11 protein-coding genes are annotated in these 12,378 nt (G+C 65.3%); 7 read left to right on the top strand and 4 right to left on the bottom strand.

What is annotated here, in order from left to right:
- Positions 1–5 precede the first annotated feature (5 nt).
- The 4 genes from ACIPK7_RS11200 (at position 6) to ACIPK7_RS11185 (ending at position 4,089) form a co-directional block, all read left to right on the top strand.
- Positions 6–980, top strand: a complete 975-nt coding sequence (locus ACIPK7_RS11200; RefSeq protein ID WP_192435721.1) for an AEC family transporter — start codon at positions 6–8, stop codon at positions 978–980.
- A 187-nt stretch (positions 981–1,167) separates the two neighbouring features.
- Positions 1,168–1,704: a hypothetical protein gene (locus ACIPK7_RS11195; protein ID WP_225615036.1), complete on the top strand. Its 537-nt coding sequence runs from the start codon at positions 1,168–1,170 to the stop codon at positions 1,702–1,704.
- A 288-nt stretch (positions 1,705–1,992) separates the two neighbouring features.
- Positions 1,993–3,297, top strand: coding sequence for a CitMHS family transporter (locus ACIPK7_RS11190; protein WP_401087710.1), 1,305 nt, complete (start codon positions 1,993–1,995; stop codon positions 3,295–3,297).
- Positions 3,298–3,330: 33 nt separating this feature from the next.
- Complete coding sequence (locus ACIPK7_RS11185; RefSeq protein WP_081519015.1) at positions 3,331–4,089, top strand: TerC family protein; 759 nt, start codon at positions 3,331–3,333, stop codon at positions 4,087–4,089.
- 90 nt (positions 4,090–4,179) lie between these two features.
- On the opposite strand, the gene ACIPK7_RS11180 is transcribed toward ACIPK7_RS11185, so the two are convergent.
- The gene (locus tag ACIPK7_RS11180) at positions 4,180–4,653 is read right to left on the bottom strand and encodes an LEA type 2 family protein (protein WP_081519014.1); all 474 of its coding nucleotides are present in this window, start codon (positions 4,651–4,653) and stop codon (positions 4,180–4,182) included.
- Positions 4,654–4,670: 17 nt separating this feature from the next.
- Positions 4,671–5,978: a PQQ-dependent sugar dehydrogenase gene (locus ACIPK7_RS11175; protein ID WP_401087707.1), complete on the bottom strand. Its 1,308-nt coding sequence runs from the start codon at positions 5,976–5,978 to the stop codon at positions 4,671–4,673.
- Between the two features lie 339 nt (positions 5,979–6,317).
- Here ACIPK7_RS11175 and ACIPK7_RS11170 point away from each other — a divergent pair, with 339 nt between their 5' ends.
- On the top strand, positions 6,318–8,042 hold the full coding sequence (locus tag ACIPK7_RS11170; RefSeq protein WP_192435717.1) for a Na/Pi cotransporter family protein: 1,725 nt from the start codon (positions 6,318–6,320) through the stop codon (positions 8,040–8,042).
- Positions 8,043–8,140: 98 nt separating this feature from the next.
- Entirely contained in the window at positions 8,141–9,175 is a 1,035-nt protein-coding gene (locus ACIPK7_RS11165; protein ID WP_192435716.1) for an AraC family transcriptional regulator, read from the top strand.
- A gap of 82 nt (positions 9,176–9,257) precedes the next feature.
- On the opposite strand, the gene ACIPK7_RS11160 is transcribed toward ACIPK7_RS11165, so the two are convergent.
- Positions 9,258–10,214, bottom strand: a complete 957-nt coding sequence (locus ACIPK7_RS11160) for an NAD-dependent epimerase/dehydratase family protein (RefSeq protein ID WP_138213481.1) — start codon at positions 10,212–10,214, stop codon at positions 9,258–9,260.
- Positions 10,215–10,421: 207 nt separating this feature from the next.
- Between ACIPK7_RS11160 and ACIPK7_RS11155 the strand changes: the two genes are divergently transcribed.
- Positions 10,422–11,795, top strand: a complete 1,374-nt coding sequence (locus ACIPK7_RS11155; protein ID WP_192435715.1) for a pitrilysin family protein — start codon at positions 10,422–10,424, stop codon at positions 11,793–11,795.
- 25 nt (positions 11,796–11,820) lie between these two features.
- On the opposite strand, the gene ACIPK7_RS11150 is transcribed toward ACIPK7_RS11155, so the two are convergent.
- Positions 11,821–12,372: a GNAT family N-acetyltransferase gene (locus ACIPK7_RS11150; RefSeq protein WP_081519008.1), complete on the bottom strand. Its 552-nt coding sequence runs from the start codon at positions 12,370–12,372 to the stop codon at positions 11,821–11,823.
- Positions 12,373–12,378: the final 6 nt, after the last annotated feature.

The raw sequence follows: 12,378 nt of genomic DNA, 5'->3' as shown, positions 1-12,378 counted from the left end.
ACGCCTTGCCCTTTCCCGCACGCCCTCGGCAAGATGCCCGCTCCCACCACCATCGCGGGGTTGCCGTGACCGCTCTGTTCCAGGCCCTTTGGCCGTTGTTCGCGCTGATCGTCGCCGGCTTCGTGTTGCGCCGCAAAGGTTTCCCCGGCGACGCCTTCTGGCCGGCGGCCGAGCGGCTCAACTACTTCATCCTGTTCCCCGCGCTGCTCGCCAGCAGCCTGGCCAGCGCACCGCTGAACGACCCCGGCCTCGCCCGCCAAGCGCTGGCGGTAGTGCTCGGCCTGAGCTTCGCCTGGATCGCCCTGCTGATCGTCAAACGCCTGCGCGGCTGGAACGCCGCGCGCTTCGGCGCCATCGCCCAGGGCGTGCTGCGCTTCAACACCTACCTGGGTCTCGCCGCCGTCGGCAGCCTGTACGGCAAGCCGGGGCTGACCCTGGCAGCGCTGATGCTGGCGCTGATGGTGCCGGCGGTGAACGTGATGTCGGTATGGGCGCTGACCGCCGAACGCGGCATCAGCCTGCGCTCGCTGCTGCTGCCCATCGTGAAGAACCCGCTGATCCTCGCCTGCGTGGCCGGCGCCGTACTCAACGTAACGGGGATTGGCCTGCCTGGCGGCACCGACCGGCTATTCAACCTGCTGGCGGTGGCCAGCCTGCCGCTGGGTCTGCTCTGCGTGGGCGCGGCGCTGCAGCCGCAGGAGCTGCGCGCGGAAGCCTCGGCGCTGGGCTGGAACTGCGCGATCCGCCTGCTGGCCATGCCGCTGCTGGCCTTCGCCATCGCCAGCCTGCTTGCACTCCCGCCGCTGGAAAGCGCGCTGCTGGTGCTGTTCTTCGCCTTACCCACAGCCCCGACCGCCTATGTGCTGACCCGCCAGCTCGGCGGCGAGAGCGGGCTGATGGCCGGGATCATTACCCTGCAGACGCTGCTGGCAGGTGGCAGCCTGCTCGTGGTGATGGGATTGATCCAGGCGCTCGCCTGAACCTTCTAGAGAATTGTCTGCTGGCCGGATCGAAATCTCTCCATCGCAACCACGGCCGTCCCGCAGGCAATTTCGCCAGGCGGACGCCTATCGCCAACGCGGTGATCCACAATGGAGACAGGCGATCCTGGCGTGGTCGGGCAGCTGGGCTGACGCCACCGTTTTTCTCTCACGACGAGGCAACACCGTGCGTCTCTGGCTGATCCTGCTGGCTCTGATTGCTCCTCTGTCGTGGGCCGCGAGCGTGACGAAGGAATTCACCTTCGCCGGTACCGACTACTTCCATCGCTGGTCCCGGGAGGATCAGCACGAGTTCACGCCACAAGGCCAGGAGGACCTGGCGAAATGGCAGGACATGGTCACCCTGCACCGCTACACGGCGGCCCGGAACGCCGAGCAGATGGCAGCCGTGGCCAACGCTGTGCTGGATAACTACAGGCAGCAGGGCGCAATGATCCTCAAGGTCGACGCCAGCCCTGCCCGGGGCAGCCAGCCCGCGGTCTATTTCATTGCCGCGGTGTTCCCGCAACCGAGCTTCATCGAAGCGGTATTCACCCGCCTCCGGCTGGAGAACGGCACGGGCACGGGGGTGATCTACTCCCACAGGCTCTACGGCAAGGCAATTGGCGAAAGCATGAGCGCCTGGCTCAAGGCGAACGCCGACGCGCGGGAGAACGAGCTGATGGACTGGCAGCCGCCGGCCAAAGCGTTCCAGCACCGCTGAATCAGCACGGGGAAGATTCGCTGCCAGGCTGTCGCGCGCAGGGCACGCTCCGACAGAAATCGCTCCGATCAGCGGTCATCGCCCACGAAAGCCTGCTGAAAGCTTGACCCCCTAGCATCGCCGCCTCGGTCCTCCCGGCCGGACCTGCGCTCGCGCAGCGTACAAAAACAACAATCGGTGATTGCCCATGCCCCGCTTCCTGTCCCTACCCGCCCCGACTCCGTCCGCACCGCGCGTGCTTATCCACAGCCGCTGCTGAATCCCCCGCGCCGACCCGGAGTTATCCCCATGCTAACTTTCCTTGCCTTCGCCATGGTGGCGACCTTCATGTTCCTGATCATGACCAAGCGTCTGTCGGCGCTGATCGCGCTGATCCTGGTCCCGATCGCCTTCGCCCTGCTCGGCGGCTTCGCCAAGGGCCTGGGGCCGATGATGCTGGACGGCATTCGCACCCTGGCGCCGACCGGTGTGATGCTGATGTTCGCCATCCTCTACTTCGCCATCATGATCGACTCCGGACTGTTCGACCCGGCGGTGCGGCGCATCCTCAGGCTGGTCAAGGGCGACCCGCTGAAAGTGTCGATGGGCACCGCCGCGCTGGCGATGATCGTCTCGCTGGATGGCGACGGCTCGACCACCTACATGATCTGCGTGGCGGCCGTGCTGCCGCTGTACAGCCGGCTGGGCATGAGCCCGCTGCTGATGGCCTGCCTGATCATGCTCTCCAGCGGCGTGCTGAACATGACTCCCTGGGGCGGCCCGACCGCGCGCGCGGCCAGCGCGCTGCACGTGGACCCGGCGGATATCTTCGTGCCGATGATCCCGGCCATGCTCGCCGGCATCGCGGCGATCTTCGTCCTGGCCTGGGTCTACGGCAAACGCGAGCGTGCCCGCCTGGGCGAACTGCACTTGCCCACCGACCACGAGGCCATGGCCGAGGTCAGCGTCTCGCAGTTCCCCGAAGCGCGCCGGCCACGGCTGCTGTGGTTCAACGCCGTGCTGACGGTGGCCCTGATGGGCACCCTGATCACCGGCCTTCTGCCGATGCCGGTTCTCTTCATGATCGCCTTCGGTATCGCGATGATCGTGAATTATCCCTGCATCATGGAGCAGAAGAAGCGCATCGGCGCTCACGCCGAGAACGTCCTCGCGGTGGTCTCGCTGATCTTCGCCGCCGGGGTCTTCACCGGGATTCTTTCCGGAACGGGCATGGTCGACGCCATGTCCAAGAGCCTGCTTGCGGTGATTCCGCCCGCCCTGGGACCGTACCTCGCGGCCATCACCGCATTGGTGAGCATGCCGTTCACCTTCTTCATGTCGAACGATGCTTTCTACTACGGCGTGCTCCCGGTACTCTCCCAGGCCGCCGCGCAGTACGGCATCACACCCGTGGAAATGGCCCGCGCCTCCATCGTCGGCCAGCCTGTACATTTGCTGAGCCCGCTGGTGCCCTCGACCTACCTGCTGGTGGGGCTGGCCAAGGTGGACTTCGGCGATCACCAGCGCTTCACCCTGAAGTGGGCCGTGCTGGTGTGCCTGGCGATCCTCGCCGCGGCCCTGCTGCTGGGCCTGTTCCCCCTGTTCAGTAAATGAATAGCTCAACGACTGACTTCGAGTACCGATTAAATGGAATGGCTCACCAGCCCTGAAATCTGGATTGCGTTCTTCACCCTGACTGCCCTGGAGATCGTCCTGGGCATCGACAACATCATCATGATTTCCATCCTGGTCGGCCGCATGCCCAAACACATGCAGCCGCGCACGCGCTTCTTCGGGCTGGCGCTGGCAATGGTCACGCGCATCCTGCTGCTGCTCTCGATCACCTGGGTCATGCGCCTCACCGCGGACCTGTTCGAAGTGTTCGGCCAGGGCATCTCCGGGCGCGACCTGATCCTGTTTTTCGGCGGTCTGTTCCTCCTGTGGAAAAGCAGCAGCGAGATCTTCCACGGCCTGGAAGGCGAGGACGAAACCGAGGGCGAACCCAAGAGCGTGATGGGCGGCTTCATCGGCACCATCATCCAGATCGCCATCATCGACATCGTGTTCTCGCTGGACTCGGTGATCACCGCCGTGGGCATGGTCTCCAACGTGCCGGTGATGGTCGCGGCGATCGTTGTCGCGGTGCTGGTGATGATGCTGGCGGCCGGCGCCATCAGCGACTTCATCGACAAGCACCCGTCGCTGAAGATGCTGGCGCTGTCGTTCCTCATCGTGGTCGGCACCGTGCTGATCGCCGAAGCCTTCGAAGTCCACGTGCCCAAGGGCTATGTCTACTTCGCCATGGCCTTCTCGCTGGCGGTGGAAGCGCTGAACATCCGCATGCGCACCGCGCGCGGCAAGAAGGAAGACCCGGTGAAACTGCGCAAGGACATTCCGGGGCAGTAATTCACAAGTGTTATCCACCGGCGGTGAATAACAGCCGGGCAATAAAAAGCCGGGCTATCCACAGCCCGGCTTATCCACAGCAGCTCGACGTCAAGGGCGTGCGACCGGCTCCGGCCAGTTCAGCACGCCCTTGTCGTTGAAGCGCACCGTGCCGAACAGGCCACCCGCCAGCTTGCCGTTGATCTCGTAGGGCATGCCCTGGCGCGGCGGCCCGCCGGACAGGCCCCAGGCCTGGCGGAAGGCGGAAAAGGCCGAGATGCTCACCGGCACGCTGATCACTGTTTCGCCGAAGCGCGGCACCTGCCCGCTGGCGTCGCTCACCCCGCTGGCCAACGGCTGGCCGTTCACCGACAGGTCCAGGGCGATGCCGTTGTAGTCGATGGCCTGGTCGTTGGGGTTCTGCACCCGCAGCTTGACCGTGAAGCGCGCTTCCATGCCCTGCCCGGTGGCCGGCTCCAGGCCGACCAGATCGATGTTCAGCGGGTCGCGCGTGCCGAACAGGCTGCTGCAGGCGCCCAGCGCCAGCAGCAAGGTCATCAGGGCAATACGCCGGGCAATCGCCATGCTTTCTCCTTGTCGATTCACTTCAGGGTCGCCGGGCGCAGGCGCCAGACGGTGTTACCCACATCGTCGGCCACCAGCAGGCCGCCGAACTTATCCACAGCGACGCCGACCGGCCGGCCCATGGCTTCGTCGTTATCGTTGATGAAGCCGTCCAGCACCGTCACCGGCTGGCCGTTGGGCTTGCCGCCGCCGAAGGGGATGAACACCACCTGGTAGCCGCTGCGCGGCTTGCGGTTCCACGAGCCGTGCTGGCCGATAAATACCCCGCCACGATAGCGCTCCGGCAGCAGGCTGCCCTGATAGAAGGCAAGGCCTAGGGAAGCGGTGTGCGCGCCGAGGGCGTAATCCGGCACCAGCGCCTCCGCCACCCTGTCCGGGCGCGGCGGCTCAACGCGTTTATCCACATGCTGGCCGTAATAACTCCAGGGCCAGCCGTAGAAGCCGCCATCCTTCACCGAGGTCATGTAGTCGGGCACCAGGTCGTTGCCCAGTTCGTCGCGTTCGTTGACGGCTGTCCACAGGGCGCCGCTGTTGGGCTCCCAATCCAGCCCGTTGGGGTTGCGCAGGCCGGAGGCGAACACCCGCACGTTGCGGTTGGACAGGTCGATCTGCAGGATCGCCGCGCGGTTCTTCTCCGCATCCAGGCCGTTCTCGCCGACGTTGCTGTTGGAGCCGACGGTGGCGTAGAGGTAATGGCCGTCAGGGCTGGCAAGGATGTTCTTGGTCCAGTGGTGGTTGATCGGCCCGCCCGGCAGGTCGACGACCTTCTCGGCCTTGGCGCTGATCGTCGTCTCGCCGGTCTTGTAGGGGAAACGCACCACCGCGTCGGCATTGGCGACGTACAGCCAGTTATCCACAAGGGCCATGCCGAAGGGCGAGAACAAACCCTCGAGCAGCACGCTGCGCTGCTCCGGCACGCCGTCGCCATCGGCATCGCGCAGCAGGGTGATGCGGTTGGCGCTAGGTACGTTGGCGCCGGCCTTCTCCATCACCTTGCCGGCGACCCAGTCCTTCAGTCCCCCGGACTCTTCCCTGGGCGGCGCCGAGCTTTCCGCCACCAGCACGTCGCCGTTGGGCAGCACGTAAAGCCAGCGCGGGTGTTCGAGCTTGTCGGCGAAGCGCTGCACTTCCAGGCCTTCGGCCGCACGCGGTTTCTGGTCGGCAGGCCAGCCGGTGGCATTGGCGATGTTGACGGTAGGCAGCAGGCTGCTCTGCGGTTCCGGCAGCTGCGGTTGCGGCCCGGTACCGGCGGTGAATGGCAACGCCGACTTGTCGCCACAACCGGTAACCGCCAGCGCAATCAGGAGGGGGAACGACCAACGCATGGGACTACTCCTCGACCCTTGGTGTGTTTCTTTCAGCAAGTGGACAGGCAGTCTAGACATTACCGCTCGCCATTCCGTGCGAAATAACCGATGCAAAGGCGCTCGCATCCGCTTTTGATCGGCTTTACTGACAGACAGGATTGCCGGCAAATCAGAGATTTGGCGAACCCTCAAGGAAGAACGGGGGTCTACCATGACAGTCTTGTGACAATCGCCTGAGCGTTGCCGTGTCCTTCTCGGCCCTCCGCGCTGTCTGTACGGAGCCGCGGGCGAGGTCGTTACAGGGTCCGTTGACGGACGCACCGCCCACGGGCCCGCTTGAGTGCGAGGGGGCCCGACATGCTCAAATTGCTCGATCTGCTCTCTGCCGTTGCCCTGTTGGTGTGGGGCACACATATCGTCCGCACCGGCATCCTCAGGGTCTACGGCAGTAACCTGCGAAAAATCCTCAGCCGCAGCGTGGAAAAGCGCCCGCTGGCCTTCGCCGCCGGCATCGGCGTCACCGCCCTGGTGCAGAGCAGCAACGCCACGGCGCTGCTGGCCACCTCCTTCGTCGCCACCGGGCTGATGGCCCTGGCGCCAGCGCTGGCGATCATGCTCGGCGCCGACGTCGGCACGGCGCTGATGGCGCGGGTGCTGACCCTGGACCTGTCCTGGCTGTCGCCGCTGCTGATCTTCTTCGGGGTGATCTTCTTCCTCGGCCGCAAGCAGACGCGCCTCGGCCAGATCGGCCGGGTGTTCATCGGCCTGGGGCTGATCATCCTCGCCTTGCAGCTGATCGTTGCCGCCGCCGAGCCCATGACCCAGGCCAAGGGCGTGAAGGTGCTGTTCTCCAGCCTCACCGGCGACGTGATGCTGGACGCCTTGACGGGCGCGCTGTTCGCGATGATTTCCTACTCCAGCCTGGCCGCCGTGCTGCTCACCGCGACCCTGGCGGCCTCCAAGGTGATCTCCCTGAAGGTGGCGCTGTGCCTGGTGGTCGGCGCCAACCTGGGCAGCGGCATCCTGGCGATGATCAGCGCCTCCTCGCAGAACGCGGCCGGTCGCCGTGTAGCGCTGGGCAGCCTGCTGTTCAAGGTTGCCGGCTGCGCCCTGGTGCTGCCGCTGGTGGGCCCTCTGGCCGGGTGGATCGACCACTGGCAGTTCAGCACCGCTGAGTTGGTGATCGCGTTCCATGTGCTCTACAACGCCACCCGCTGCCTCGCCTGTCTGCCGCTGACCGGGCAGATGGCGGCGTTCTGCACGCGCATCATGCCCGACCGCCATTCCCCGGAAGACACCGTGCGCCCCCGCCACCTCGACCCCGCGGCGCTGGACACGCCGAGTCTGGCGCTGGTCAACGCGGTGCGCGAAACCCTGCGTATGGGCGATATCGTCGAGCACATGCTGAACAATCTGATGCAGGTTATCCACAGCGGCGACCCGCTGCTGGGCAAAGAGATCCGCAAGCAGGACGACGATGTCGACGCCCTCTACACCGCGATCAAGCTCTACCTGGCGCGCATGCCCCGCGAGGACCTGAGCGAAGCCGACAGCCGCCGCTGGGCGGAGATCATCGAGCTGGCGATCAACCTTGAGCAGGCCGGCGACATCATCGAGCACATGCTTGGTGCCGTGCAGGACAAGAAGACTTCGCGCAGCCGCTCCTTCTCCGACAACGGTCTGGAGGAGATCACCGTGCTGCACGGCCAACTGGTGGCCAACCTGCGCCTGTCTCTCTCGGTGTTCCTCAATGGCGACCAGGAAGGCGCCAAGCGCCTGCGCCGCGCCAAGCAGCGCTTCCGCCTGCAGGAACGGCGCTTCGCCCACTCTCACGTCGACCGCCTGCGCCAGCAGGTAGTACAGAGCATCGAGACCAGCTCGCTGCACCTTGACCTGATCAGCGACATGAAGCGCTTGAACTCGCTGTTCTGCGCCATCGCCTATGCTGTTCTGGACAACCCCGATGCCAGCAGTTCGGCAATCGGCGAACCTGTGGAAGACGACGACTTCGTCGAACGCGAAGTCGAGGCGGTACAGGATCACCAGCGGCCGGCTTCGCCCGGCTCCAGCGCGACGGGTTGATGGCCGGGGGGCTTGTGCGAATGTTCCGTCGGAACCTTCGCGAGCCCCTGCAAAGTCCTGATATCACGACGCCCAGGGTTCGGGCAGAATCCGCCGCCATGGAAGCATGCACTCAATCCCAACACCCGCCCTCGGTCAGCGCCAGTCTGACCCAGGCCATCCTGCTGGCGGCTGTGCGTCTCGGCCTGAACCGCGACGCCCTGCTCGCCGCCAGCGGCATTCAGGAATCCCAGCTGAGCGATCCGGACGCGCGCATCGACTTCGCGCTGCAAGAGCGCATGTGGCAGGTGATCCAGACCGACCTGAAGCATGACGAACCCGGCCTAGCCATGGGCCGTGCGCTATCGCCGGCATCCTTCAGTGCACTGGGCTACCTCCTGCAGTCGAGCACCACGATGGGTGACGCCCTCGAATCGGCCATGCGCTACCAGCGCCTGGTGGGCGAAGGCGGCCAGGTAACCATCGAGGCCCAGGCCGAGATCATCTGGGTCAGTTACCGCCCACTGAACCCGGAACCCCCGGCCACCCGCGCTCGCGCGCTGGCGCTGCTGGGGTTCTGGTCGCGGCAGCTGCGCGCCCTGCTCAGCGGCCTGCAACTGGCCGGCTGTCGTTTCATGCACCACCAGCCGGAAAGCCTCGCAGAGTACGAAAAGGCCTTCGACTGCCCTCTGCAATTCGACGCAACGGACTACGCCCTAGGCCTACCCCGAGCGCTCATCGACGCTCCGCTGCCGCAAGCCAACCCGTCGCTGCGCGACCTGCTGCGCCAGCACGCCGAAGGCCTCCTCGCTCGCCTGCCCAGCGCCAGCGTCAGCGGCCGGGTGGTCGCCCTGCTCGGCGAGCAGCTAACCCGCGGCGAACCCGGCCGTGCCGCCGTGGCCAGCGAACTGGGCCTGAGCGAACGCACGCTGCAGCGCCGGCTGGCGGAGGAAGGCAGCAGCTATCAGCAGCTGCTGGCCGATACCCGGCGGCAACTGGCGGAGCGCTACCTGGGGGAAGGCAACCTGCCGGCCACGGACATCGCCGCCCTGCTCGGGTATTCCGAGCCCAGCGTGTTCTTCCGTGCTTTTCGCCACTGGACGGGGCTGACGCCGGGCGAGTACCGCCAGCGGCGGCGCCAGTCGGCGAACTGATAGCCCTTCCGGGGGCTGACTCCAGAGGGTGGATCACAGGCTTTTCAACAGATTTGTCTACAGGTTTTCCACAAGGCCGGTATCAGCCGTTCGGGCCACGCGCGGCAAGATAGGCCAAGAACGCCTCGCGGCTCGAGTAGCGCGGTTCGTAACCGAATTCTTCCTTCAGCCGGCGGTTATCCAGCACCGGCCGGTAGCGCAGGTAGTCCACTTGTTCGGGCCCGAAGCGCGACAGCCCCAGCGGCTTGAGGAGCCCCAACCCCACGCGCATCAGGCTTGCCGGCATGGGCCGGTAGGGTTTGTTGAGCAGGCCGGCTATCTCGCGCATGGACAAAGCGCCGTCGCCGGCGAGGTTGTAGATGCCCTCGCTGCCGCGTTCCAGACCCTGGCGGATCACGTTCACCACGTCTTGGTCCCAGATGAACACGAAGCGGCTGCGATGTCCCAGGACCCCCACCAGTGTGGGTCGCGCAAACAACTCGGCCAGCGGGTTATGCACACGCCGGCCGAGTATGGTGCCAGGGCGAAGAATCAGCTGCTTGAGCTGTGGATAACGCTCCCGCGCGTTGGCCAGCAGTTGCTCGATTTCCTGCTTGCAGCGGGCGTGGAGCAGGTGGGGATGGCCGCGCAGCGGATGCGATTCGTCGATCCATTCGGCGTTGTCACGGTGGAAGCCGTAGGCGGCGCCGGAACTGGTGACTATCAACTGTTGTACGCCGGTATCCCGCGCTGCTTCGATCAGCGCACGGGTGCCGCCAACCTCGATGGCATGGCGCTTTTGCGGCGTCATCTCCCGCGGCGGATTCACGACGGCGGCCAAATGGACGATCGCATCGGGCTTCCAGTGCTCCACGCAGGCCCGCGTATTGGCGGCCACGCTCAGGTCCAGCGTTACCGGCTCGATGTTCGGCCGCAGTCCTTGGGACTTGATGCGCTGCATGTCGGCGGCAATGAGCGTCCAGTCCAGATGCTGGACGGCAAGCTCGTTGAGCAGGCTCTGCCCGAGAATTCCCGCGGCGCCGGTAACCAGGACACGCATGTAGCCTCCAGATCGCTCCACGCGGAACGAACAACGGGTCCATCACTGAGGTTAGATGATCTGAGCGTAGTGTCGTGGTTCGACAGCGACAGTGACCTTGCAAGCCAGGGTGCGTGACCGAAGGTGCCACCCGACAAAGGTTGAACGCGGTGGGTTCGCGCCGGTCAATCCGCTATCCTCACGGCTTTGCGTCAAGGCACACGGCTCATGCGTTGGTTGTTCGTCCCCCTGCTGTCCCTGCTGCTCAGCGTCTGGTCCCATGCGGACCAGCGACAGACGGTCGAGGCCTACCAGTTGGTGAACGGCATGGGCGTGCTGTTCAAACCCACCCGCGAGAAAGGCCACGTTTCGATCCGCCTGATCGTCGGCGTCGGCTTCAGTGATTTCAGCTGCCGCGACCGACAGCTTCCGCACCTGATGGAGCACCTGTTCTTCAGCGGCCTGGACGGCGGCGACGAGGCTGATCTGGAAGCGCGCATGCAAGCGCTGGGCGGACAGTGGAACGCCTACACCAGCGAGGGCGACACCGCATTCGTCGTCGAATCCCCCGCCGCCACTCAGCGCCAGGTGCTGGACCTGCTGCTGGAAATCATCACCCGCACCCAGCTCGACCAGCGCAAGATCGATTCCGCCAAACAGGTGCTGGTGCGCGAGGATGGCGGCCATTATTCGCACCTGCAGCGCTGGCTGGATCACCAGAACGTCAGCCGCGCCGGCCAGGAACAATTGGCCGTGGAACTGGGGCTGTCCTGCGACGAGCGCGCGCCTGTGGATAACCTCACCCAGGCCCAGCTGGAGCAGCTGCGCAAGGACTGGTACGTCCCCAGCAACATGACCCTGATCATCGTCGGAGATCTCGACCCGCGCCTGCCGGTTTACCTAGGCCGCACCTACGGCGCCCTGGTGGATCACGACACGCCCGAACGCCGCGATCTGCCGCAGATGAAGAGCGGCGCCGAGCGCCAGCGCAGCCTGACCACCGGGTTGTTCGGCGAAAGCGCGGTCCTGCACTGGATATTCCCCGAACCAGAGGATGCCGATGGCGCCACGCTGGACCTGCTGCAGGCCTACCTGAACGATGCGCTCTACACCGAGCTGCGCGTACGCCGCGAGTTGTCCTACGGCCCCTGGAGCGAACGTACCGCGTGGTCCAATCAAGGCTTCATGAGCCTCAACGCGAATGTCGAGCGCGATGAACAGAAGGAGGCGCAAACGGCCTTGAGGGATCTGGTGGAGAAAATCCGCCACGAGGGCCTCGATCCGCAGCGCTTCGCCCGCATCCAACGCGTGGCGCGTGCACAACTGGCCTGGAGCACACCGGGCAATTCGACTCTGGCGGATTACTACTGGGGCGCGCTGGCGGACTTCGACGACGGCAAGTTCCCCGACGAGGACAAGCGCCTGGCAAAGGTCAGCCTGGCCCACGCCAGCGACGTGGCGAAGCAGTTGTTCAAGGACGAGGGTTATCTGCGCATTGAGAAGCCGCTGCTGGATGACGACATGGTCTATCCATTGGCGGCGCTGGGCGCATTGTTGCTGACGCTACTGCTGGGGCTGGCGCTGTGGCGCCGACGGGGCTGAAACCCCGTCGGAACGCCTTCAGGCTTCAGAGTGCGAGGCGGCGAATGACCTGGCAGGAATCATCCGGGTCGACCTGGGCGCGGAAGCCCAGCTCGCGCGCCATGTCACGCATGTCGCGGTCCATGGATGAGTCGATCGAGTACATCTGGTGGAAACCATTGCGCTTGGCCACGTCGATCAGATGGCGCATGAGCGCAAGACCCAGGCCCAGTTGCTTGAACTCGTCGGCGACGGTCACCGCGCATTCGCACTGCTGGTTATCCACAGCCGCGTAACGGCTGATGCCGACTTCGCGCAGTTCACCATCTACATGGGTCAGGGCGATGAAGGCCATGGTGGTCTGGTAGTCGACGTCCATGAGGCGATCGAGCAGCTTGTCGTCGATCTTCACTTCGCCATGGAAGCGGAATTTGCGGGTCATGGGGGACAGGCGTTCGAGGAACAGGCGCTCGCGCTCACGATCTTCCGCGCGCAACGGGCGGATCAGCACATGGCTGCCGTCGTCGAGAGTTTCTATCCAGTGATCGGCGCCAACAGCCCCGAGGGCTGCGAGCTCGGCGGTGGTGTGGGTCATCATGACGCG

This window comes from Pseudomonas sp. NPDC086581, assembly GCF_044746165.1.
In the GTDB taxonomy this organism is placed as follows: domain Bacteria; phylum Pseudomonadota; class Gammaproteobacteria; order Pseudomonadales; family Pseudomonadaceae; genus Pseudomonas.
The sequence above is the reverse complement of the archived record's forward strand: the minus strand, read 5'-3'. Positions and strand labels throughout refer to the sequence as shown.

What these genes read in the sequence shown, in the direction of transcription:
- ACIPK7_RS11190 (WP_401087710.1), top strand. Translation starts at nt 1,993, where the DNA reads ATGCTAACTTTCCTTGCCTTCGCCATGGTGGCGACCTTCATGTTCCTG.
- ACIPK7_RS11185 (WP_081519015.1), top strand. Translation starts at nt 3,331, where the DNA reads ATGGAATGGCTCACCAGCCCTGAAATCTGGATTGCGTTCTTCACCCTG.
- ACIPK7_RS11180 (WP_081519014.1), bottom strand. Translation starts at nt 4,653, where the DNA reads ATGGCGATTGCCCGGCGTATTGCCCTGATGACCTTGCTGCTGGCGCTG.
- ACIPK7_RS11175 (WP_401087707.1), bottom strand. Translation starts at nt 5,978, where the DNA reads ATGCGTTGGTCGTTCCCCCTCCTGATTGCGCTGGCGGTTACCGGTTGT.
- ACIPK7_RS11170 (WP_192435717.1), top strand. Translation starts at nt 6,318, where the DNA reads ATGCTCAAATTGCTCGATCTGCTCTCTGCCGTTGCCCTGTTGGTGTGG.
- ACIPK7_RS11165 (WP_192435716.1), top strand. Translation starts at nt 8,141, where the DNA reads ATGGAAGCATGCACTCAATCCCAACACCCGCCCTCGGTCAGCGCCAGT.
- ACIPK7_RS11160 (WP_138213481.1), bottom strand. Translation starts at nt 10,214, where the DNA reads ATGCGTGTCCTGGTTACCGGCGCCGCGGGAATTCTCGGGCAGAGCCTG.
- ACIPK7_RS11155 (WP_192435715.1), top strand. Translation starts at nt 10,422, where the DNA reads ATGCGTTGGTTGTTCGTCCCCCTGCTGTCCCTGCTGCTCAGCGTCTGG.
- ACIPK7_RS11150 (WP_081519008.1), bottom strand. Translation starts at nt 12,372, where the DNA reads ATGATGACCCACACCACCGCCGAGCTCGCAGCCCTCGGGGCTGTTGGC.